21 protein-coding genes are annotated in these 21,369 nt (G+C 60.2%); 8 read left to right on the top strand and 13 right to left on the bottom strand.

Features of this window, described 5'->3' with window-relative positions; all coding sequences use genetic code 11:
* Nucleotides 1-154 precede the first annotated feature (154 nt).
* The 4 genes from bla to ACSQ36_RS23105 all read right to left on the bottom strand — a co-directional run bounded on the left by bla (nt 155) and on the right by ACSQ36_RS23105 (nt 4,457).
* Complete coding sequence (gene bla / locus ACSQ36_RS23120; RefSeq protein ID WP_436184924.1) at nt 155-1,039, bottom strand: class A beta-lactamase; 885 nt, start codon at nt 1,037-1,039, stop codon at nt 155-157.
* A 212-nt stretch (nt 1,040-1,251) separates the two neighbouring features.
* Nucleotides 1,252-2,736, bottom strand: coding sequence for a monocarboxylate uptake permease MctP (mctP, locus tag ACSQ36_RS23115; RefSeq protein WP_213762102.1), 1,485 nt, complete (start codon nt 2,734-2,736; stop codon nt 1,252-1,254).
* Nucleotides 2,733-2,930 carry a DUF3311 domain-containing protein gene (locus tag ACSQ36_RS23110; protein WP_213762101.1) on the bottom strand — a complete coding sequence of 66 codons (198 nt, stop codon included), beginning with the start codon at nt 2,928-2,930 and terminating at the stop codon, nt 2,733-2,735. Before ACSQ36_RS23110 ends, mctP begins: the two co-directional genes overlap by 4 nt.
* Before the next feature lie 285 nt (nt 2,931-3,215).
* Entirely contained in the window at nt 3,216-4,457 is a 1,242-nt protein-coding gene (locus tag ACSQ36_RS23105; protein WP_436183730.1) for an ArgE/DapE family deacylase, read from the bottom strand.
* A gap of 351 nt (nt 4,458-4,808) precedes the next feature.
* On the opposite strand from ACSQ36_RS23105, the gene kynU reads away from it, so the two are divergent.
* From kynU to ACSQ36_RS23090, 3 genes are all read left to right on the top strand, one after another.
* Complete coding sequence (kynU, locus tag ACSQ36_RS23100) at nt 4,809-6,059, top strand: kynureninase (RefSeq protein ID WP_436183729.1); 1,251 nt, start codon at nt 4,809-4,811, stop codon at nt 6,057-6,059.
* Nucleotides 6,060-6,131: 72 nt separating this feature from the next.
* Complete coding sequence (kynA, locus tag ACSQ36_RS23095) at nt 6,132-6,989, top strand: tryptophan 2,3-dioxygenase (protein WP_436184923.1); 858 nt, start codon at nt 6,132-6,134, stop codon at nt 6,987-6,989.
* 96 nt (nt 6,990-7,085) lie between these two features.
* On the top strand, nt 7,086-7,922 hold the full coding sequence (locus tag ACSQ36_RS23090) for a class I SAM-dependent methyltransferase (RefSeq protein WP_436183728.1): 837 nt from the start codon (nt 7,086-7,088) through the stop codon (nt 7,920-7,922).
* Nucleotides 7,923-7,971: 49 nt separating this feature from the next.
* Here ACSQ36_RS23090 and ACSQ36_RS23085 read toward each other — a convergent pair whose 3' ends face one another.
* Nucleotides 7,972-8,886: a LysR family transcriptional regulator gene (locus tag ACSQ36_RS23085; protein ID WP_436183727.1), complete on the bottom strand. Its 915-nt coding sequence runs from the start codon at nt 8,884-8,886 to the stop codon at nt 7,972-7,974.
* Between the two features lie 195 nt (nt 8,887-9,081).
* On the opposite strand from ACSQ36_RS23085, the gene ACSQ36_RS23080 reads away from it, so the two are divergent.
* Nucleotides 9,082-9,471 carry a tautomerase family protein gene (locus ACSQ36_RS23080; RefSeq protein ID WP_436183726.1) on the top strand — a complete coding sequence of 130 codons (390 nt, stop codon included), beginning with the start codon at nt 9,082-9,084 and terminating at the stop codon, nt 9,469-9,471.
* A 90-nt stretch (nt 9,472-9,561) separates the two neighbouring features.
* Here the strand turns inward: ACSQ36_RS23080 and ACSQ36_RS23075 are convergent, their stop codons facing one another.
* A complete protein-coding gene (locus tag ACSQ36_RS23075) occupies nt 9,562-10,242 on the bottom strand; it encodes a Pr6Pr family membrane protein (RefSeq protein WP_213762282.1) in 681 nt (226 codons plus the stop codon).
* 137 nt (nt 10,243-10,379) lie between these two features.
* Nucleotides 10,380-10,631, bottom strand: coding sequence for a DUF1488 domain-containing protein (locus tag ACSQ36_RS23070; protein WP_031360797.1), 252 nt, complete (start codon nt 10,629-10,631; stop codon nt 10,380-10,382).
* Between the two features lie 358 nt (nt 10,632-10,989).
* Between ACSQ36_RS23070 and ACSQ36_RS23065 the strand changes: the two genes are divergently transcribed.
* Entirely contained in the window at nt 10,990-12,411 is a 1,422-nt protein-coding gene (locus ACSQ36_RS23065; RefSeq protein WP_213762094.1) for an MFS transporter, read from the top strand.
* A 10-nt stretch (nt 12,412-12,421) separates the two neighbouring features.
* On the opposite strand, the gene ACSQ36_RS23060 is transcribed toward ACSQ36_RS23065, so the two are convergent.
* Nucleotides 12,422-13,543 carry a succinylglutamate desuccinylase/aspartoacylase family protein gene (locus tag ACSQ36_RS23060; RefSeq protein WP_436183725.1) on the bottom strand — a complete coding sequence of 374 codons (1,122 nt, stop codon included), beginning with the start codon at nt 13,541-13,543 and terminating at the stop codon, nt 12,422-12,424.
* A gap of 20 nt (nt 13,544-13,563) precedes the next feature.
* Nucleotides 13,564-14,343, bottom strand: coding sequence for a transporter substrate-binding domain-containing protein (locus ACSQ36_RS23055; protein WP_213762092.1), 780 nt, complete (start codon nt 14,341-14,343; stop codon nt 13,564-13,566).
* A 140-nt stretch (nt 14,344-14,483) separates the two neighbouring features.
* Here ACSQ36_RS23055 and ACSQ36_RS23050 point away from each other — a divergent pair, with 140 nt between their 5' ends.
* The 3 genes from ACSQ36_RS23050 (at nt 14,484) to ACSQ36_RS23040 (ending at nt 16,559) form a co-directional block, all read left to right on the top strand.
* The gene (locus tag ACSQ36_RS23050) at nt 14,484-15,425 is read left to right on the top strand and encodes a LysR substrate-binding domain-containing protein (RefSeq protein ID WP_436183724.1); all 942 of its coding nucleotides are present in this window, start codon (nt 14,484-14,486) and stop codon (nt 15,423-15,425) included.
* 116 nt (nt 15,426-15,541) lie between these two features.
* Nucleotides 15,542-16,129, top strand: a complete 588-nt coding sequence (locus ACSQ36_RS23045) for a MarR family winged helix-turn-helix transcriptional regulator (protein ID WP_213762090.1) — start codon at nt 15,542-15,544, stop codon at nt 16,127-16,129.
* 109 nt (nt 16,130-16,238) lie between these two features.
* Entirely contained in the window at nt 16,239-16,559 is a 321-nt protein-coding gene (locus ACSQ36_RS23040; protein ID WP_436183723.1) for a HigA family addiction module antitoxin, read from the top strand.
* A 76-nt stretch (nt 16,560-16,635) separates the two neighbouring features.
* Here ACSQ36_RS23040 and ACSQ36_RS23035 read toward each other — a convergent pair whose 3' ends face one another.
* From ACSQ36_RS23035 to ACSQ36_RS23020, 4 genes are all read right to left on the bottom strand, one after another.
* Nucleotides 16,636-17,661 (bottom strand): aldo/keto reductase, encoded by a 1,026-nt coding sequence (locus ACSQ36_RS23035; protein ID WP_213762089.1) that lies wholly within the window; start codon nt 17,659-17,661, stop codon nt 16,636-16,638.
* A gap of 167 nt (nt 17,662-17,828) precedes the next feature.
* The gene (hutG, locus tag ACSQ36_RS23030; protein ID WP_436183722.1) at nt 17,829-18,623 is read right to left on the bottom strand and encodes an N-formylglutamate deformylase; all 795 of its coding nucleotides are present in this window, start codon (nt 18,621-18,623) and stop codon (nt 17,829-17,831) included.
* Nucleotides 18,624-18,681: 58 nt separating this feature from the next.
* Nucleotides 18,682-19,647: a LysR family transcriptional regulator gene (locus tag ACSQ36_RS23025; RefSeq protein WP_436183721.1), complete on the bottom strand. Its 966-nt coding sequence runs from the start codon at nt 19,645-19,647 to the stop codon at nt 18,682-18,684.
* A gap of 402 nt (nt 19,648-20,049) precedes the next feature.
* A complete protein-coding gene (locus tag ACSQ36_RS23020; RefSeq protein ID WP_436183720.1) occupies nt 20,050-20,904 on the bottom strand; it encodes an oxidoreductase in 855 nt (284 codons plus the stop codon).
* Between the last annotated feature and the right edge of the window lie 465 nt (nt 20,905-21,369).

The raw sequence follows: 21,369 nt of genomic DNA, 5'->3' as shown, positions 1-21,369 counted from the left end.
GACGCTTAGACGCCCGCCAGGCGTTTGGCTGCCGGGAGCCTAAGCGTCGTCCTCTTGCGTCATGTTAGCGCGCCCGGAGACGTGTGGAAGCTTGATGACAAAGATGTCATCGAAAGGTCAGGGAAAGGTCAGGACGAGGTGCGGCAGACACCCCTCACGCAAGCACGCCCACGACGATCCGCGCCGCCGACGCCACCACGTCATTACGCGCCTTTGCATCCTGCTCTCGTTGAGTGAGGTAGATGGTCAGGATAACTGGTGGTTTTCCGGGTGGCCACAGCACGCCGATATCGTTCGTCGTACCGTAGTCGCCCGAACCGGTCTTGTCGCCGATCACCCAATGCGCCGGCAAAGCGGCAGCGATTTTGTCAGCGCCGGTGGTATTGCCTAGCAGCCATGTTTGCAGTTGCCCGCGTTGCGAAGCGCCTAGCGCATCGCCTAATGTTACGCGTTGCAGGCTTTGCGCCATTGCTGCCGGTGTGGATGTGTCGCGCGGATCGCCGGGTATCGCCGTATTCAGTTCAGGCTCCCAGCGATCCAGGTGGAACTGGTTATCGCCGATCGAGCGGGCGAACGCAGTCACCGTTTCCGGGCCGCCGACCAGTTTCATCAACAGGTTGGCTGCCGTGTTGTCGCTATATTGCAGCGCGGCGGCGCAGAGTTCCGCGACGGTCATGCCCGTAGCGATCTGTTTTTTGGTGATGGGCGCCCACGACAGGAGTTCGCTCTGCGTGTAGCGGATCCGGCGCTCAAGCAAGCCCTTTTGAAGCGCGCTTTGTTCGAGAACCGCGGACACCAGCACTAGTTTGAACGTGCTGCAAAGCGGGAAACGCTCGTTCGCGCGATAGTTCACCTGCTTGCCATCGGCGGTGTTCAGCGCAGCTACGCCAAGGCGCCCTCCAGCAGTGCTTTCCAGTTGTTTCAACTGGTCTTCGGCGAATGAGCTGGCGGTGGTCGCACGCCAGGACGTACATGCGCCGACAAAGGGGAGCATGGCAGCAGCCGTCAGCAATGATCGGCGGCGCGGGGAGTAAACGATTGAATGTTGCATCGGATTGAAAACGGAGGAAAGCGTTGCGGAGGTGTTGCGAATCACAGGGATGAGCGACGAGCACGGAGTGCTCGTCGCCGAAGCTTACAGGCCCGACACGGAAAGCACAAACCACGCGCGCCAGCGCCGTAAAGATGGCTCGGCCGACGCGCAAAAAATCTTGACGCATCGACCTGCGCGATGGCGCGCTTGCCCTCTTCTTACGTCGCCTGCTGAACGTGTGCGCGGCTCGGCGTGAGCGTCGATACAACAAACGCCACCACAATATTCAATGCCAGCGCGATCAGCCCGATATACAGCGGATACGTCGCGCCCCCTACATGCAGCGCGAACACCGGCTTCAAACCCTGTACGATCGCCATGCCGGTTCCGAGCACGATCCCGGCCAGCCAGCCAAGGAACAAGCCCGGCGTGTTCAGGCGACGTGTGTATAGCGAGAACACAATGGCCGGGAATATCTGCAGGATCCACACGCCGCCGAGCAATTGCAGATCGATTGCATATTGGGTTGGCAGGAACACAATGAACAGCAGCGCGCCGAACTTCACAACCAGCGACACCAGCTTAGCTGTCTTCGCTTCCTTCTCGGGCGTGATGTCACGCGCCATCAGCGGCCACAGGTTACGCGTGAACAGGTTCGCTGCGCCGATCGACATGATCGCCGCCGGCACGAGCGCGCTGATCGCAATGGCCGCGGCCGCGAAGCCGACGAACCACGAAGGGAACAACTGACCGAACAACGCGGGCACGACGTCGGACGCGGATTGCACCTTGATGCCTGCAGCAATCGCCATATAACCGAGTAACGCAATCAGGCCGAGCAGCAGCGTGTAGGCGGGCAGGAAGATTGCGTTCTTGCGCACGGTCGCAGCCGACGACGACGACAATACCGCGGTCATGGTATGCGGATACATGAACGCGGCAAGCGCCGAACCCAACGCAAGCGATGCATAGGCGGTGAATTGCGTCGGCTTGAGGATGATGCCGGTCGCACCGCCCTTGGCTTTGAAGAACTGGTCGGCGGCATCGAACACGTGCGCATAGCCGCCTAGTTTCGATGGAATCAGCCAGACCGCTGCGATCACCACGATATAAATCATGATGTCCTTCACGAACGCGATCATGGCTGGCGCGCGCAAGCCGCTGGTGTACGTGTAGAGCGCGAGGATCACGAACGCAACAATCAGCGGCAACTCGCCGCTCACGCCCAGACCCTTGATCACGACCTGCATGCCCACCAGTTGCAAGGCAATGTATGGCATGGTCGCGACAATGCCGGTGACCGCCACGGCCGCCGGGAACCACTTGCCGCCATACTCGCCCTGCACGTAATCGGCTGCCGTAATATGGTTCTTCGCATGAGCGATCTTCCATAGCTTCGGCATGACGGCAAAAACAAACGGATAAACAATGATGGTGTAAGGCAGCGCGAAGAAACCATATGCGCCCACTGAATAGACCAGGGCGGGTACGGCAATGACGGTATAGGCGGTGTAGAAATCGCCTCCTACCAGGAACCATGAAATTACAGTGCCGAACTGGCGGCCGCCCAAACCCCATTCATGCAGTTGCGTCAGGTCGCCGCGTTTCCAGCGCGCCGCGAAAAATCCCACTACCGTTACCAGCAGGAAGAAGGCGATGAAAACCGTCATGGCTACCGGATTGACCGGAACGATATCGCTCATTTGACACCTCTATACACGATGTAAATGATGAGCGAAGTCAGCGGTACCCAAAGGAACTGATACCAGTAGAAGAATGGGAAGCCTGCAAAAGACGGGCGGGTATCGTTATAAAATGGCAGCCAGAGCAAGGCGATGTACGGAATGAGCAAGACCAGCCAAAGCCAGGAATGCGTTGTCTCTTCGGATGTTTTCATAGTGGTTTGATTCGAGATTGAGGTTCGGCCCGTCTCACTTCGCGACGGCCGGGCGGCGTAGCGAAGCTCGAAATAAGGACACCGCGAATTATGTTCGAGTTTTTAAAGACGTGCTGAATACTCAAGCGGGAGACGCCTGGAATACCGGTCGATCGGGGAGACCGAGGCTAGCGATTGGCTTCCAAAGCGCGATACGTCTTTGGCCTTTATCCGCGCCAGTGCGGGATATGACCACTACAGGCTTCGTTCCTTTGCTAGCCGGAAAAGGAACGAGCATAGAAACACCTAGGGTTTTTGCCCAAGCAAATCGGCAAGCGCAATCGCAACTGTTTTCGTCGCGACCTTCAAGTCTTCAAGCGCAACGCGCTCGTCGGCCCGATGTCCGTTAGCCTCAAGCAGCGTCCGCGGTCCGGCGCCGTAAATGACGGTCGGTACGCCCGCTTCGCAGTACAAGCGGGCATCGGTATAAAGAGGCACGCCTTCGGTAGGAATGTCACGTTGCAACGTAACCCGGGCCGCGCGTTGCAACGCTTGCGACAAGCGCTCTGCGCCGTCAAGCGAGCGCAACGGCGACGTCACCAGCACCTCTTCTATCTCCACGCTAATACCGGCCAAGCCTTTCACTGACGCCGTGATCAGCGTTTTCAATTGCTTGAGCACGTCTTGCGGATTCTCCTCCGGCACCACACGCCGGTCGAGTCGCAAACTCACCTTGTCAGGCACCACGTTCGTGTTGATGCCGCCTTTGATCAGACCCACCACCAAAGTAGGATGATCGATTCCCGGCGTCTGCGAGTGGATCTCGCGCAATGCTGCCCGATGCGCGTACAGCGCATTCAGCACGGCCGTAGCGGCCTCCAGCGCGTCATGCCCGGTATCGGGCCGCGCCGCGTGCGCCGACTTGCCCCGCACCGTGACTTCCAGGTGGATCGCGCCATTGTGCGCGGTCGTGATCGAATAAGAAAAACCCGCGCAGATGGCGTAGTCGGGCTTCACGATGCCCTGCTTCAACAACCACCCCGGCCCGATCAGGCCGCCGGTTTCTTCGTCATAAGTCAGGTGCAGCTCCACCGTCCCGCCGAGCGTCGCGCCGCTTTCGATCAACGCTTTCAACGCGAACGCATAGGTGGCGAAGTCCGACTTCGATACCGCCGCGCCGCGCCCGATCATGAAACCATCGCGAATCTCGGCGCCGTACGGGTCGGCGGTCCAGCCGTCACCCGGCGGCACCACGTCGCCGTGCGCGTTCAGCGCGATCACCGGCCCCGCTCCAAAGCGATGGCGAACCACCAGGTTCGTCGCGCTGATCATGCCGGCACGTGTGACATCGTCGGCCGCCACTACGTGGCGTTCGACCGTGAAGCCGATCCTTTCAAGCCATTGCGCCGCCATCTCCGCGTGCCCCGCGCAATCGCCCGGCGGATTGTCCGACGGTTTTTGCACGAGCGCGGAAAGGAACTGGACCTCTTGATCAAAGTGATGGTCGACGCAGGCAGTCAGGGTCGAGGCAAGGACGTGGTGAGTCATGGGCGGTGGTTTGATCTAAATAACTAAGCTAAGTAAATAAGCTGAGGGTTGGCAGCATGGTAACGAGTAACGCGGCTGCAGGCGAGCTGGCGTCAGCTTAGCGGACCCGGCGCGCGGCTTGGTGAGCGCACCCGAATGCCGCCCATAACAGATGGCAATCAATTTATCGCGCTTAAGCGCAGTTTTCATCGAAGAAAATTGCATCGGGACTCATACACCGCGTTTGTTTCGCAATCAATTAAAGACCGTTCTCGGCTAAGCTTTCAGGCATGGACGCGCGCTCCGCCAGACGGCGGCGAGACGCGGATTTCCGTCAGGCACGGACACAATAACTCACCGGAATGCGCTTCAATGAACCATAGAAACGATGCTGCGGCACTCGACCGCGACGATCCGCTAGCCAGTTTGCGCGACCAGTTCGCGCTCGGCCAGGACACAATCTATCTGGACGGCAACTCGCTTGGCGTGCCGCCCAAGGCCGCCGCCTCGCGCGCCGCCGCCGTCATAACGGGCGAGTGGGGCGACGGTTTGATCCGCTCATGGAATACGGCGGGATGGTTCGCGTTGCCCAAGCGGCTTGGCAACCAGTTGGCTTCGTTGATTGGCGCGGCCGAGGACGAAGTGGTTGTCACCGACACCATTTCCAGCAATCTCTTCAAGATCCTGTCGGCGGCGCTGCGAGTAGCCAATGAGCGTGACCCGAAGCGTCGTGTCATTGTCTCCGAACGCTCGAATTTCCCGACCGATCTATACATTGCTCAAGGCCTGATCGAACAACTGGATCGCGGATATGAACTGCGTCTCGTGGATCACGCATCCGAGCTCGCCACCGCTATTGACGAGAACACGGCCGTCGCCATGATCACGCACGTGAACTATCGCACGGGCGCCATGCACGACATGGCCGCGTTGACCCGCGTGATCCATCAGGCGGGCGCGCTTGCCGTGTGGGATCTGGCGCATTCGGCAGGCGCGGTTCCCGTCGATCTGAACGGCGCCGGCGCGGATTACGCCGTCGGTTGCACCTACAAGTACCTGAATGGCGGACCGGGTTCCCCCGCGTTCATCTGGGTGCCGAAGCGGCTACAGAACGTATTCTCGCAACCGCTGTCCGGCTGGTGGGGCCATAAAAAACCCTTTGAAATGAGCCCCGAGTATCGTCCCGATGACGGTATCGGACGGTTCTTGTGCGGCACGCAACCTATTGTCTCCATGTCGATGATCGAATGCGGCCTCGACGTGTTCGGGCAGACCGATATGGCAACGTTGCGCCGCAAGTCGCTGGCACTGAGCGACTTGTTCATTGAACTGGTCGAGACACGCTGCGGCAATTTCCCGTTGCAACTCGTCACTCCTCGGGCACATGCCGAACGCGGATCGCAAGCAAGCTTTGAACATCCGCATGGTTATGAGGTCATGCAGGCGCTGATCGCGCGCAACGTGATCGGCGATTACCGCGAGCCGCGCATTTTGCGCTTCGGCTTCACGCCGCTTTACACACGTTATGTAGATGTATGGGATGCCGTTGAAACATTGCGCGACGTGCTTGCGACCGAAGCATGGCGTGCACCCGAGTTCGCCGAACGTGGCGCCGTTACCTGACCCGAGTGTAGAGCAAGCGGAGAACGCGCGATGACACAATCACATGAAAGCGAAGGCACGGGCGGCTGTCCCATGGGTTACGGGTCGGCCGGTAACGCTGAGCCGAAGCCCGAAGGCTGGCATGACGCGCAGCTCGACTTCTCCGGTTCGATGAGCTATGGCGATTATCTCTCGCTCGATACGCTCCTTTCGGCGCAGCACCCGCTCTCGCCCGACCACAACGAAATGCTGTTCATCGTGCAGCATCAGACGAGCGAGTTATGGATGAAGCTCGCGCTGTATGAGCTGCACGCAGCGCTCGTTGCCGTGCGTCGCGATGACCTGCCGCCCGCGTTCAAGATGCTCGCGCGTGTCTCGCGCATACTCGATCAGCTGGTCCAGGCGTGGAGCGTTCTCGCGACCATGACGCCGTCTGAATACACGGCAATGCGGCCTTATCTGGGCGCATCGTCCGGATTCCAGTCGCATCAGTACCGGCAGATCGAGTTCCTGCTTGGCAACAAAAATGTGCAAATGCTCAAGCCGCATGCGCACAGGCCGACCGTGCTCGCCGAGGTCAAGGCGACGCTTGACGCCCCCTCGTTCTACGATGAAGTCATCCGCCTGCTTGCGCGCCGCGGTTTCCCGATTGCGCCGGAAAGGCTTGAGCGCGACTGGACTCAGCCGACCACCCACGACGCCAGCGTGGAAGCGGCGTGGCTCACGGTGTATCGCGAGCCGACGCAGCATTGGGAACTCTACGAGATGGCGGAAGAGCTTGTCGATCTTGAAGACTCTTTCCGGCAATGGCGCTTTCGCCACGTCACCACCGTTGAGCGGATTATCGGCTTTAAGCAAGGCACGGGCGGAACCAGCGGCGCGTTGTATTTGCGAAAGATGCTGGATGTCGTGCTGTTTCCCGAGTTATGGCACGTCAGGACGTTGCTCTGAGCATTTGATTGCGTGGTTCATATCGAGCCGGCCATATGCGCGAGGTAAAACAGACGCGCTCTGACAAACGGCGCGCTTTGCCCGATAATGACCCGCATGAAAATGCTCCCTACCCCCCGTCTCATGCGGCGCGCTTTTCTGGCGCTGCCCGTAGCCCTGCTGCTAGCGTCGTGCGCAACACCCACCGCATCGACATCACTCGATACCGCCATTGCCGCGCCGTATCGGGGAGACAAGGCGCAAGCGCGCGACGTCTACCGGCACCCTAAAGACACGCTGGAATTCTTTGGCCTCGCACCGAACCAGAGCGTGCTGGAAATCGCGCCGGGCGGCGGCTGGTACACGGACATCCTCGCGCCGTATCTGCGGGGGCGTGGCACGCTTTACGAAGCGCAGTATCTGCCGCCGCAAGGGGCGCTCCCTGCTGGCGAAGCGAAGGGTAACGCCGCGTTCGAGCGCAAGCTCGCTGCTGCGCCTGACATCTACGGAACGGTTGTGGTCGGCACGTTGCAATCGGGGCAGTTCAGCGGCTTGCCCGCAGGACTGCAGGTTGATCGCGTGCTGACGTTCCGTAATATTCATAACTGGATAGAAGACGGTCAGGTCGATGCCAACCTGCGTGCGTTCTATTCGGTGCTGAAACCGGGCGGCGTGCTCGGCGTGGAAGAGCACCGCGCTGTGCCGGGTACATCGGTTCAGCAAATGATCGATACCGGCTACCTGACTGAAGCCTATGTGATCGAGCATGCACAGGCAGCGGGCTTCAGGCTTGCCGCGCGCAGCGAGATCAACAGCAATCCCCGCGATACGAAGGACTATCCGCACGGCGTGTGGTCCTTGCCGCCGACCTATCGAGGCGGCGATACTGACCGCGCCCGCTTTGCCGCCATTGGCGAGTCGGACCGGATGACGCTGCGTTTCGTCAAGCCTTAGGTTTCGTCAAGCCGTCGGCAAGCATGCCCGATGGCAAGGTCGCAGCTTCCTAACGGCTGCGACCAGCGGCGGCATTCGCGAACCCCTCGGCTACGGCATCCCCGAACACACTGGCTGCCCCCTTTAAATTGCCCAGCTGGACGGCATGGATCAGCCAGATATCAAGGCTGAGTGAAAAGTCTTTCACGTCAACAACAGATAGTTCGGCATACGAAACACTCTGGCGAAGCAAGGTGCGCGGCACAAGTCCCAAACCGAGTCCCGCAGCAATCAACTTCAGTTGCATCTCGGTGCCGTGTGTATCCACGCTTAACCTGAGTTCGCGCCCCGCCCCTTGCATCGCCCGTTCCAGTGCGGCGCGGTAACCGCAACCCAGCGGGTTGAGGATCCACTCCTGCTCCGCCAGCGCCTTGATGGTCGAGCGCCGCTCAACCACCGGCCGCCGTTTGCTCTGGACCACCAGCACTTCCAGCGTCGTGATAAGCCTGCCCGCCACGTTGGCCGGCAGCGTGCTGGGAGATGGCAGCAGCAACGTTGCTGCGTCCAGTTTCCCAAGGCTGACCTGCTGAAACAACCCCGTGCTCCATTCGGTATGCGACTGAACCTCCAGCGCCGGAAACGCCGCTTTCAGACGCATCACCGCGTCGAACAGGACAATCTCCGCGATGACCTGCGAAAGGCCTAAGCGAAACGTCCCGCTCGGCATGGCCTCTTCCCGGGGAATCTCAAGCAGTTGATTCACGCTGCGCATCAGCGGGACCGCATGTTCGTAGATCCGGCGCGCAAGCGCGGTTGCTTGAGGAGGCTTGCTGTTGCGGTCCAGAAGTTCCGCGCCAAGAACAGCTTCAAGATGCTGAATCCGCCGCGATATAGCCGATTGCGTCAGCGACAGTGCATCCGCCGCCCGCGTCAACGAGTTATGGTCGAGCACCGCGACCAAGGTTCTAAGGTCTTCGAATAACATGCTTGACTCTCATGGTTCATATGAAAACTATGCGCTTGATGCAAGTTTCCACCTAGTCTAATCTTCAATGGCGAACTACGCGACTGCGATGTCTTTTAACGCGGTGCGCACATTCTCACCACGACAACACGTCACGTATGTCGTGGCGAGCGCATCCCTATTCCCTTATTCCCCACTTAAGCAGAGGTCAAAGCCATGCCACTCGTTCGAATCAATCTCGCGCAGACTGCGTCGCCGGAAGTCGTTCAGGCAATCAGCGACGTCGTGTACGACGCAATGATCGATGTAGTCAAAGTGCCCGAGCACGACAAGTTTCAGATCATCACGCGCCATGCCCCTGACGAATTGATCTATCCGGCGCAGGGATACCTGGGCGTGACCTACACGCCGGGGATCGTATTTATCCAGGTGACATGGAACACCGGCCGCACGATCGAGATGAAAAAAGCGTTTTACCGCGCGGTGGCGGACGGCGTACACGCAAAGGCGGGCGTACGAAAGGAAGATGTCTGGATCAGCCTGGTCGAGGTGAATCGCGAGGACTGGTCGTTCGGCAATGGCGACATGCAGTACGCGCCGAAGTAGTCGCCGCGCATACGTAACGAGATACCGCTGGGACACCGGAGACACCCGTCGTTCATGCCCATAGGCGAGCGGCGGCGATCCGGTCCGGCGCTAATGCGCACGCCTGTGATTCAACGCGATGAACACGCCCATCAGCGTGACAAACGCCAGCACGAGCAAGGTCGCGTTGAGCAGCACATGCGGGTAGCCAAGTTCGCCGACATCAATGAACGGATAGGGATAAAAGTCCGACGTGCTGCCGCGCCAAAGCGTGATGCAAAGATAACCTAGCGGATAGATCAGCCACAGCAGGCATTGCCGCAGAGTCAGATGAAAGCGCGGCACGAACAGCACCCAGTAGAGTGCCGACAACACCGGAATGATGCTGTGCAGGCATTCGTTGAGCACCGCCCGATACCCCGACGGGGTCCACAGGTAACGCAACAACAGGTTATAAGCCAGTCCGACAAACACGATGTACACCACGACCGCTGTCACCACCGGCGGCTTGCGAAAAAATCGCCCGAGCGGCGAGCGGCCAAGCGCAGCGACAAACGAAAAACAAAGGGCAACAGCAAATACTGTCAGGTTCGTCAGATAACTGCTGAGGCGCTCAAATCCATCGAATACGCTAAAGCCCCTGGCCAGCATTCGATGGACCGTGATATCGGTTTGCGCAGCGAGCGCCAGCCACGCTATTGCGGCAATGCACGCGGCCAGCAATAACGACGCCGTTCCCGGCGTATGCAAAGGCAACGCGTGCTCTGCCCCCGCTTGTGGCGGGCTTTGCATCTGGCGGTGGGTGCGGCTTTCAGGCTGCGAGGAAATCGGCTTGGACATGCCGCGATTTTATACGCGACAAGACAGAGCTGCAGAGCGCAGGTCCAAAGCGCGCGGCAACTAGCTGGAGCAAGCACCTGCAATCAAGCTCAGGATATCTTGAAGATGTTTTGCGAACCGCGTACGTACAGCCCCTCGGCTTTCAGGAGAATGCGTTCGCGATACAGGTCGAAGGCGGCGAGCACGGCGGATTCGCCCGACCCCATTTGCGGATTGAAACTCGAGAGGGCCGCATCGTCTATCTGGAATGAGATCTCGCGTGAACCGTCATATCCCCAGAAGCACACGCAGTGCCTGGAGTCGTCGTAGGAACGGCTTGGGTTCGGAAAATTGAGTTTCATACGCCATCCTAGTCCTATTAGCGTGACGCGCGCGACGGTGTTATTCATAGTAATTACCCTGACTTGGCACTCCCTGCGCCGGGTTTAACGTTCCAGCACTAAGTAAACCAGCGAGCAATTGCCGCTAGTGGCTAACGGTCTCATCGGTTCTCATCGAGTGGCAACGCGCCGCTAACAGGCACTGAAGCTTCACGCCCACCCCGTGCCTGTACGGCTTTTGTAATGAACTCGGCGCGGCAATGCTCTCGCATCGTATCCCCCGGTTCAAGTAGACTCTGGTGCCACGCAATCGATCGAACCCTCGGCACCTTGCTTGCAGGTGCGTCGTTGGGTCTACCAGAAATACGCTCACCGCCTCGTGAAACCTGCCAACTTCCGCATCACCGCCGCCGTTGTAGCCAGCGCGCTTTTTATGCAAAACATGGACGGTACGATCGTCGCGACGGCCCTGCCTGCCATGGCCCGCGATCTTGGCGTCGACCCCGTGCATTTGAGCAGCGCCATTACCGCTTATCTGGTTGCGCTGACGGTGTTCATTCCGGCTAGCGGATGGGTGGCTGATCGCTTCGGTGCGAAGCGCGTCTTCATGTGGGCGATCGCAACCTTCACGCTGGCTTCGCTCGCGTGCGCGGCGGCCGCGAACCTTCCGCAGTTGATTGCTGCGCGCATCGTGCAGGGAATCGGCGGAGCCATGATGGTGCCGGTCGGACGCCTGATCCTGTTTCGTGGCGTCAAACGCGAGGAGTTGTTGCAGGCCACCACCTGGCTCACCATGCCGGCTCTTATCGGCCCCTTGATGGGTCCGCCATTAGGTGGTTTTCTCACCGATACCCTCTCGTGGCGCAGTATCTTCTGGGTCAACGTCCCGGTAGGCATCGTGGGTTTGCTGCTGACGTGGCGCTTGCTGCCGGCCGCGCCTCCCGAACATCATGCGCCGCCCGACGTGCGTGGAATGATGTTGATAGGCGGGTCGTTGACGCTGTTCATGATCGGCATTGAATGTGCAGGACGTGGGGTCTTGCCGCCGTTTGCGGCGCCTGCGTGCGTCGCTGCCGGCGTGCTGACGTTCTGGATGGCCGTCAGGCACTGTCGCCGCGTGGACAACCCTGCCGTCGATTTCTCGCTGCTCGCGATTCCGACTTTTCATGCGGCGACTATTGCGGGAAGTCTGTTTCGTGCCGGTGCCGGCGCGCTGCCTTTTCTCGTGCCGCTGACGTTGCAAACCGGGTTCGGCTATAGCGCTTCCGCTAGCGGCCTCGTCACATTTGCTAGCGCGCTAGGATCATTTTGCATGCGCCCCATGACATCGCTTGCACTTAGGCGCTTCTCTGTCCGGACCGTCCTGTGCGCGGGCAGTGTGTCGTTTGCTGCCGTGCTCGTGGTGTGCTCGTTCATGTCGCAGAACTGGCCCGCTGGCGCCATCTTCCTGTTGCTGCTTGTGGGCGGCTTGTCACGCTCGCTCAGCTTCGCCACCATGGGCGCGCTCGCTTTCGCCGATGTGCCCAAGACCAGGCTTGCTGCCGCCACGTCATTCCAGGGCACTGCTCAGCAATTGATGAAGGCGGTCGGTGTGACGGTCGCGGCGGGGACCATTCAAGTCACCATGATCGTGGCCCCCGGCGCGCATGCCGAACGATGGCAATTGGCCTCTGCGTTCATTGTTACCGCGCTCGTGGTTATGACTTCTTATCCGATGTTCCTGCGGATGCCCGCTGAAGCAGGGGCCGGGATTTCTGCTTCGCGAGCGTCCGCACGGGGCCGCGCGGAAGAGGTCAAGTGACGAACGCTATTTACGCACCGATCAGCACCCCGGTCCTGAACGGGACTGCGCCCGTTACGCGGCCCATCGGTGCGCCGGCGATCACAAAGCGAATCGCCCGGCGCATATAAAAGATGCCGTCGTTTTTTGTCGTGAGCGTGGTCACTTCATCCGTGATCGGATCGATGATATCGAAGACCGGATCACCCGCTTTCAGATGGGCCCCAACCTGCGCGCGATACACCACCACGCCGCTTGCGGGCGCAATGAACTGCTCGCTGCCGGCCAGCGGCGTTGCGGGGTGGTTGAGCGGCGGCAGTTCACGCGCCTCACCGTCGATCACCCCTCGATACGTCAGGTAATCGACAATTGCTTCGGAGTCCTGCTCGGCAAACTCATAGGACACGTCGCGCTGGCCGCGATGCTCGACCGTCAGTGCAATGTTAGGCGCGGCGAGCGGCGTGCCCTCGCCCAGAAGCGCACGAACGTCGTTCCACAGCGGCGCATAGATTTCATCGAACGACTGTCCGCCCGAATCCGCACAGAGCAATACACCGCTTGCGCCCAGATAGCGCGCGAGCGGTTCAACCGCCGGCCAGCTCGCGGGGCTCGTGTACACGTGCATGGTGGCTTCGAGCGAACAATGCAGGTCGAGGATGACATCGGCATCGGCTGCCATGATCAGCATCTCGCGGCGCAAGGACTCGAACTCGTTCTTCGGCTTCACCTCGGCGAGCATGTCGCATACCGCCCGCCGCAATAAGCGCGTGTTGCTGTCAGCGTCCTGCGTCCACTGGCTGCCAATGCGCTCGACCAAGGCAGCGGCGGCAGGCAGCGGAAAGCTGCGATTGAAGTTGTGGCCGCTATTCAACTCGAAGCGCCCAAGGAACTGTCCGAGCACATGCTGCGAGAGTCCGATCGGGTTTGCGACCGGCACCAGGATCACCTCGCCGCAAATGCGACCCGTGTTTTCCAGTTCGATCAGGCGTTGCTTAAGACGCCAGGCGGTCAGCATTGCGGGTATTTCGTCTGCGTGCAGCGACGCCTGCACGTAGATCTTCTCGCCCGTACCCGGTGTACCGAAGTGAAAGCTGACGAACTCACGGCGTGTGCCGATGGACGTGGAAACCAGCGGCGTGCTTTGGATGCGCATCGAATGCTCCTGAAAATCTGTTAGTTGCCGTAGACGTCGAAGTCGAAGTATTTGCGGGCGATCTTTTGGTAAGTGCCGTCGGCACGCATGCCGGCTATCGCGCTATCGATGCTGGCCTTGAGCGCAACGTCGTCCTTGCGTAAGCCAATGCCCGTGCCATGATCACCCATCTCAAGCGGCCCGCCGACGAAACCGAAACCCTTGCCTCTGGGTGTCTTCAGGAAACCGTTATCCGCTTCCACCGACCCCAGCAGTGCCGCATCCAGCCGGCCGGCCGTCAGGTCTTCAAAGACGCCCTCCTGGCTTTGATACGCGACCACTTCCACACCGCCCGGCTGCCAGTTCTTCTGCGCATACGTTTCGAACTGCGTGCCGCTCTGCACGCCAATGCGCTTGCCGCGCAGACCCTCTGCGCTGACCGTCAGCGGAGCACCGGTCTTCGTGATCAAACGGGACTTGAACTGGAACAGCTTGGTCGAAAACGCGATCTGCTGCATGCGCTTTTCGGTGATTGCCATCGACGAGATGATCGCGTCGATCTTGCGTGCCTGCAGCGCCGGGATCATGCCGGAAAACTCCATCTCGACCCATTCGCAATGCATCGCGATGCGGCGGCAGATCTCGTTGGCGAGATCGACGTCGAAGCCGGTCACGTGGCCGTCCGGCATTTTTACGTCCATGGGCGGATACGTCGGATCAATGCCCAGGCGCAGTACGTTCGCGTCTTTCGCGAAGGCTGGCGTGGAGAGGGTCACGGCCGCAATCACGGCGGCGGCCAGCAACGAAGAGAGGGGTTTCATCGGCGCTTACTCAGTGGTCAAGGCAGTGATGGGGATAACACGCCTGCATGGTACGAGTGCAAAATGCCACCAAACAGGGCCGATTTACTTATCATGATCACTTTTACTTATCAGCCGGCGGAAATTATGGACCTGACATCGTGGACCTGACCTTGACGCAACTTCGCGTGTTCGTCGCTGTCGCTGAAGCCGGTAGTCTCAGGGCGGCGGCGCGCAGGCTCGGCATTGCACAAAGCGGCGTGACGCAACAGTTGAGGAAACTCGAGACCGGCGCGGGCGGGCCCTTGTTCGAGCGCGGGCATCGCGGCGCGCGCCTGACCTCGGTTGGTGAGCGATTGCGGATTCGCGCCGACGTGATTCTTGGCGAGTGCATGCGAACCGAAAACGAAATGCGCCAGTTGCGCGGCGAGTTGACCGGCCAGGTTTCGCTCGGCGTCGCGGCTGAGGCCATGATGCGATTATTTCCCGCGCTGCTGGCAAGTTTTCGCGAGCGCTGCCCGCGTATAGATGTTCACCTGACCAGCGCCACGTCGCGGGTCCTGACGGCCTGGGTGCGCGACGGCAGCCTGGACTTCGCCTTGGCGCTGGTATCGAATGAAGCGGATATCCATGATCTCGAGGCGACCACGCTGTTTGAATCGCCCGTCGCCATCATCGCGCCGCGTGGTCATCCGCTAGGCCGCGCGCGATCGCTGCGGGCGCTGCAAGATTGCGAGTGGGTCAGCACCCGGCCGCGCCATGCGGGCGATGTCGCGAACCGCTTGTCCACTTTGTTCGAGGACGCGGGGCTTGAACCGCCGCGTATCGCGGCCACGACCGAAGCTGTGTTCGATACGCTGCATTGCGTGGCGAACAGCGATTATCTATCGCTCGAACCCGTGCGTCTCGCGGCACATCCGTTCTTCAGGGACCATGTGGCTATTGTCCCGATCAAAGAGCAGGCGTTGAGTACGCGCGTGTGTCTGCTGCGCCGTGCAGGCGTGCCGTTGACGCCGGTCGCGCAGGAGCTGGCGTCCATGGCTGTGTCGTTCGCGAGGATGCTGCCCTCGACCGCTGTGACAGGCGAGGCGTGTGATCCATGACACTTTGACACTTGAGTCACCCTTACGCCCGGACCGCGCGGCGCCGTTCTTCAGGTTCGTTCCGAGCGGCTATCATGTTGGCTTGGGCAACATCTCGAGCTTTGGGAAACACGGTGATGACACGAAAGAAACCTGCGGACAGCGCACCTCGCGAAACGGCTGCAATCCTGCGTCACTGGCACGATGCCGTGCCCAACGACCGGCTCGCCCACCTCGTGAAAGACGCCGCGCGTTCGCTCGTGCGCGCGATGCAGATGCGCCTTACCGAGCACACCGTGTCCTACGGGCACTGGACGTTCCTGCGGATCCTGTGGGAGACGGATGGCTTGACGCAGCGTGAGCTGAGCACGCAGGCGGGGGTGATGGAGCCCACGACCTTTGCCGCCGTCAAGGCCATGGAAGCGCTGGGTTATGTCGAGCGCCAGCAGATGCCGGACAACAAGAAAAACGTGCACGTGTTCCTGACCGCCGAGGGCCGGGCGCTGAAAGAGAAGCTCGTTCCGCTCGCCGAGGAAGTCAATGAGGTCAGCGTGGTGGGCCTGAGCGAACACGACATCAAGATCGCGCGGAAGGTGTTGCTGGCGCTGATTGAAAACCTGGCCGACGATGAACTGGGGTCCACGAATCCAATGCGCCGCGTGCCGTCAACGCGGGAGTTGGGACGGATTATTGCAGAACGTGGGGATACGGTAGAGGACCGGTGAGGCTGAAGATGGTGCTGCTTTAGGCAGCAGATCGCAACCCTCTTTGCTTCTGCTTGGAATTGCGCAGCGCCACGCAGGTCGAAATCTGCGACTACCACCAGGATTACTTATGACTCTCGAAATTCCACTTGATACACCCGGCGATATCCTCGCGGAAGAATGGCTCGCCCCAATGGGCATCACTCAGTACGCGCTCGCAAAAGCAATCGATGTACCGGCACGTCGCATCAATGAAATCGTGCAAGGCAAACGCGCCATCACCGCCGACACGGCTGTTCGTCTCGGTGCATTTTTTGGCGTCGATCCGCAAAGCTGGATGAACCTCCAAACGCATTACGATACCGAACAGGCGCGCGAAAAACTCGGCGATCGGCTTATGCAAATCAGGCGCAACGGTGCAGCAAACGAATCAATCGCTTCGCTGCGTTAAGCCGGGAAATAACTGCGGGTGGCACGCGCAACCCGCACAACAAAATCGGCGAGTACGTCCACCACCCGCCCCCTCCCTACACCGGCGACGGATTGCGATCCGCGAACCCACGTTGATGCCAGTACGGATACGGCAGCGGCAACGTGCTAGCTTTATCCAGAGCCGCAATCTGCTCCGCGCTCAACGACCACCCTACGCTGCCCAGATTCTCGCGGAACTGCTTCTCGTCGCGAGCACCCACGATCACGTTGGCAACGGTGGGCCGCTGCAGCAGCCAGTTCAACGCAATCTGCGGCACGCTTTTTCCCGTTTCCTTGGCCACGGCGTCCAGCGCATCCACAATGCCATAGACGTATTCATCGGCAACCGGCGGTCCCATGTCCGCCGTCTTGTGCAAGCGGCTGTTCTCCGGCAACGGGCTACCGCGACGGATCTTGCCTGTCAAACGCCCCCACCCCAACGGACTCCACACAATGGTCGAGACCTTCTGGTCCAGCCCCAGCGGCATGAGTTCATGCTCGAAATCGCGGCCAATCAGCGAGTAATACGCCTGATGCACTGAATGCCGCGCAAGCCCTTCACGGTCCGACACCGCCAGCGATTTCATCAAGTGCCAGCCCGAAAAATTCGAGCAGCCGATCACGCGGATCTTGCCCGCGCGCACGAAGTCGTCGAGCGTGCGCAAGGTTTCTTCCACGCGTGTCAGTGCGTCGAAACCATGCAGTTGATAGATATCGATGTAGTCTGTGTTCAGGCGCTTCAGGCTGCCATTGATGGCTTCCGTCAAGTGATGCCGGGTCGAGCCAACGCTGTTCACGTCCGAGCCGAACTGAAACGTTCCTTTCGTCGACACGATCACCTTCGAGCGGCGTCCGGCAATGGCCTTGCCGAGGATCTCCTCCGCCATGCCGTCGGAATAGACGTCGGCGCTGTCGAACATCGAGACGCCCGCCTCCAGCGCAATGTCGACCAGGCTGCGCGCGCCGTCGGCATCAGTGCTGCCCCACGCCTTGAAGAAATCATTGCTGCCGCCGAACGTGGCGGTGCCCAGACTCAGCACGGGCACCTTGAAACCCGTTTCGCCCAGTAAGCGATATTCCATGTCCACTCCTTTCCATTGAAAGCCAATGAGCTGCTACCGCGCCGGCGACGCAGGCAGCTTCATGAATGCATCAGCCATGTTAAGAGATCGTCGAAAAGCGCGCTTGGATGCTGGCGGCGGCAGCCGTCCTGCACTCAGACGCTTACGCTAGAGCGACGCTAAAGCGATTACAGCGCCCGGATCACATCCAGCGCCGCGCCCACCATGTCCTTCACCACCACCTGAACCTGACCGGCTGCTTCGGGCGCGTAGTCGAACGGTTCCGTCTCATCCATGTAAGTCGACTGGCACATTTCCAGTTGTATCGCGTGAATGCCGGTCTCGGGTGTTCCAAAGTGACGCGTGTTGTAACCGCCCTTGAAACGGCCGTTGGCAATCCACGTATAAGCGCTCCGCGCAGCGGCATTCGTGACGGCTTGCAAGGCGCCCGGCGCGGCCGTGCGTCCATCCTGCGTACCAAGGTTCAGATCGGGAAGCTTGCCCTCGAACAAGCGCGGCAACACGCTTGCAATGGAATGCGCTTCCCACAACAACACGTTCGGATGCGCCGCACGCAACCGCGCCAGTTCGGCCTCAAGCACATCGTGATACGGCTGCCAGTAAGTCACCACGCGCCGCGCTTTCTCGGCAGCGTCGGGTCCCGCGCCATCGCGATACAGCGGCATGCCACGGAAGGTTTCGCCTGGGCACAGGCCCGTTGTCGTCTGGCCCGGATAGAGGCTTTCATCGTTCGATGGACGGTTCAGGTCAATCACATAACGCGAGATGCGCGCGCCAAGAATCGTCGCGCCCATCTCGCGGGCGAAGTCATACAGGCGGTCGAGATGCCAGTCGGTGTCCGCAACGGTTAGCGCTATGTCCGTGTACAGCGGCCGCAAGCTCTCGGGAATTTCAGTGCCCAGGTGCGGGATGGAAATAAGCAGCGGCGCGTCGCCGCGATGCAAGGTGTAGAGATCGGTCATGATGGATTCCGGGCGAAGTAAGCGTAAGAAAGAGGGGTGGAAAGAAGTCGATAAGCGGTTATCGGATCGCGTCGTCCGGCAGGTTGGGTAGCGCTTGCTGAAGCGCCGGGCGAATGCGCTGGTCGAGCACGCCACGCGTCAACGAGATCAGTTCGGCCGCAAAACCATCCCATTCGCTCTCACGATGCAGCAGGAAAAAATCGCGGCGAGCAAGACCGCCCGGTGGCAGCGGCAAGACATCGATTTCGTCCAGATAATGACGCGCCTGCCACAAGCAAAGCGGCGTGGAGATGGCGAAACCGAGACCCGCGGCAACGAGGCTGAGCAGGGGATCGGTGGCATCGAATTCATAACGCCGCGGGCTGTCGATACCGAGGTGCCGCGCAAAACGCTCGACCTGCTGGCCGATTACCGAGCGCCCCGTATAACGGATCAAAGGCAGATTGCCGGCGAGCATACGCCAGTCCGCCGCGGGTCGCGACGCGAGGAAGCGCCGCGACGCAACCGCCACGAACGCCTCGGAGAACAACGGAATCTCCACAATACGCGGGTCCGAAATGACAGTCTGGGTGCATACGGTCAGATCGATCTCGCGATCGTGCAACTGCCTGGTCAGCCCCGGCGTCAGTCCCGACCACAACGCAATCTGCCGCGACGAACCCGAGAGTGCGCGAATCAGTTCCGGACCGATGGTGGCCGCGAACGAGTCCACACAACCAAGCCGAACCGAAGCGTTGCCTGCGTCCGATACCTCGTCGATGCGGGCACTCACACGTTGCGCGTGATCGAGCAAGGGCGTGGCCAGTTCAAGCAAGGCTCGCCCTGCGCTGTTGGCACGCGGCGGCCGGCTGTCCCGGTCGAACAGGCTTGTACCCTGCTCGCGTTCGAGCGCGGATACAGCCTGGCTGATCGCGCTCTGGCTCACGCCGAGCTGCCTGGCAGCGGCGGTCATCGAGCCTGTATCGCAGACGGCAACGAACGCCTGCAGCGCGCGCAGGTCGATGGGGTGACGCGGTCGTCTCATGGGCGCTCCGGTTTGGCGCGGCGCCAGCTTAACAAGGATGACAGGATGCCCGTGCTGCCAAGGGCCGTGCGAAGCTGCAGTGTTTTCCGTCGATGTCCATAAGTTTGCCTTATGCAAAATTTCTACGGAAGCGGTGTTTCCAGGATCGCGGTAACACACGAGTTCATGCAGCATAAGAGTTAGCGCTCTTATCTCGCGTGACGGAAGTCAGGGTATGGGTGAGATGCGCCAGGCGCGCTTTATCGTTTGGCGGTGTCCAACGGTCAGGGCGCACGCGTTTCAGTCAGGGAAAACCAAAGAAGCGTGCGCCTCGGTTACAACGCGCAGCAAGGGATCAGACCCTTGCGCGGCACATGACAGCCCAATGCTAAATACCCGGCATGCGCCCCGCGATGCTCCGGCTTAGCTCGCGCCTTCCGGAAAGTCGGCGCCAATAGTCGTCTTTTCCCACGCGTCGAAGTCTTGAGTCAGCGAAGCGACTTTCTTGCGTGCCAGTTCAAGCGCGGCTTTGCCGAGCAACAGGCGCAGCGGCGGGGTGTCGGAGAGTGCTGCGTCAATGATCGCCTGTGCCGCGCGCACCGGATCGCCCGCCTGATTACCGCTGCGCGCTTCGGTCTGCTTGCGCCGTTCGCCTGCTGTAGCGGCATAGTCATCAATACGCGTAGCCGACTGCTTGATCGACGGCCCGGCCCAGTTGGTACGGAATGGTCCGGGCTCAACCACCAGCACGTCAATGCCCAGCGGTTTCACTTCGATCGCCAACGACTCCGAGATGCCTTCCACCGCGTATTTGGTGCCGTGGTAGTAGCCCGTGGCCGCGAAACTCGTGATCCCGCCTATCGACGAAATGTTGACGATGAGGCCGCTTTTTTGGGCACGCATGATGGGCAGCACGGCCTTCGTCATGTCGACCAGACCGAATACGTTGGTCTCGAACATGGCGCGTACGGCGTCGTCTTCGCCTTCTTCAATCGCTGCCAGATAACCGTAGCCCGCGTTATTCACCAGCGCATCGATACGGCCGAAATGTTTCTGCGACTTTGCGACGACATCGGCGATCTGCTTGCGGTCGGTCACGTCAAGTTGCAGCACCAGCGCGCGGTCCCCATGGCCTTCGGCCAGATCCGCGAGCCTGGACGGGTCCCGTGCCGTCACCACGGCGCGCCATCCGCGTTCCAGCACAAGTTTTGCCAGCTCACGGCCGAAGCCGGTCGAGCAGCCGGTGATGAGCCATACGGGATTGTCTCGATTCATCATGGAAAGCTCCTGTTTATAGATCGGAAAGTCGGGTGTATTGGTGCATCGGAATGAGGGGGATCGTTCGGGCCGAAGCGTGAGGATGCGTCGCCAGAACCATACCCGCGCAGAAATCCCCGCTAGAGCTTACTCGCGATCCGCAAACGCGGCACGACGCCGCTGTGTTGGCGCGGTGGGTGTCGTTACTTTCGATTGCCTGATTCTGCTGGCGGCAACAGCTTGAGTCCTGGTTATAGCCGGGCATCGAAGCCGGTCAAGGTCGAATCTGATTTAGTTCATTAGTTTGGTCCAGGACCGGCCTGCATGTCGACTTTACCAACGCGCAGAAATCCATAAGGAACCGATGCACTGAAACCCCTCTCCGAGGCATTTCTTTTGTGCGTTAATACCCCGTTTTTCTGCCGTGGCGAAATTAACAAGCGCCCTCCAAAGGTGCAGTTCCTTGGCTCGAAAGGCATCGGTAAT

Source organism: Caballeronia sp. LjRoot34 (genome assembly GCF_964253815.1).
In the GTDB taxonomy this organism is placed as follows: domain Bacteria; phylum Pseudomonadota; class Gammaproteobacteria; order Burkholderiales; family Burkholderiaceae; genus Caballeronia.
This window is presented reverse-complemented; position numbering and strand designations above follow the sequence as displayed.

Excerpts from the sequence above, each read along its gene's own strand:
- mctP (WP_213762102.1), bottom strand. The coding sequence starts at position 2,736 with ATGAGCGATATCGTTCCGGTCAATCCGGTAGCCATGACGGTTTTCATC.
- ACSQ36_RS23110 (WP_213762101.1), bottom strand. The coding sequence starts at position 2,930 with ATGAAAACATCCGAAGAGACAACGCATTCCTGGCTTTGGCTGGTCTTG.
- ACSQ36_RS23105 (WP_436183730.1), bottom strand. The coding sequence starts at position 4,457 with ATGACTCACCACGTCCTTGCCTCGACCCTGACTGCCTGCGTCGACCAT.
- kynU (WP_436183729.1), top strand. The coding sequence starts at position 4,809 with ATGAACCATAGAAACGATGCTGCGGCACTCGACCGCGACGATCCGCTA.
- kynA (WP_436184923.1), top strand. The coding sequence starts at position 6,132 with ATGGGTTACGGGTCGGCCGGTAACGCTGAGCCGAAGCCCGAAGGCTGG.
- ACSQ36_RS23090 (WP_436183728.1), top strand. The coding sequence starts at position 7,086 with ATGAAAATGCTCCCTACCCCCCGTCTCATGCGGCGCGCTTTTCTGGCG.
- ACSQ36_RS23085 (WP_436183727.1), bottom strand. The coding sequence starts at position 8,886 with ATGTTATTCGAAGACCTTAGAACCTTGGTCGCGGTGCTCGACCATAAC.
- ACSQ36_RS23080 (WP_436183726.1), top strand. The coding sequence starts at position 9,082 with ATGCCACTCGTTCGAATCAATCTCGCGCAGACTGCGTCGCCGGAAGTC.
- ACSQ36_RS23075 (WP_213762282.1), bottom strand. The coding sequence starts at position 10,242 with ATGCAAAGCCCGCCACAAGCGGGGGCAGAGCACGCGTTGCCTTTGCAT.
- ACSQ36_RS23070 (WP_031360797.1), bottom strand. The coding sequence starts at position 10,631 with ATGAAACTCAATTTTCCGAACCCAAGCCGTTCCTACGACGACTCCAGG.
- ACSQ36_RS23060 (WP_436183725.1), bottom strand. The coding sequence starts at position 13,543 with ATGCGCATCCAAAGCACGCCGCTGGTTTCCACGTCCATCGGCACACGC.
- ACSQ36_RS23055 (WP_213762092.1), bottom strand. The coding sequence starts at position 14,343 with ATGAAACCCCTCTCTTCGTTGCTGGCCGCCGCCGTGATTGCGGCCGTG.
- ACSQ36_RS23045 (WP_213762090.1), top strand. The coding sequence starts at position 15,542 with ATGACACGAAAGAAACCTGCGGACAGCGCACCTCGCGAAACGGCTGCA.
- ACSQ36_RS23040 (WP_436183723.1), top strand. The coding sequence starts at position 16,239 with ATGACTCTCGAAATTCCACTTGATACACCCGGCGATATCCTCGCGGAA.
- ACSQ36_RS23035 (WP_213762089.1), bottom strand. The coding sequence starts at position 17,661 with ATGGAATATCGCTTACTGGGCGAAACGGGTTTCAAGGTGCCCGTGCTG.
- hutG (WP_436183722.1), bottom strand. The coding sequence starts at position 18,623 with ATGACCGATCTCTACACCTTGCATCGCGGCGACGCGCCGCTGCTTATT.
- ACSQ36_RS23025 (WP_436183721.1), bottom strand. The coding sequence starts at position 19,647 with ATGAGACGACCGCGTCACCCCATCGACCTGCGCGCGCTGCAGGCGTTC.
- ACSQ36_RS23020 (WP_436183720.1), bottom strand. The coding sequence starts at position 20,904 with ATGATGAATCGAGACAATCCCGTATGGCTCATCACCGGCTGCTCGACC.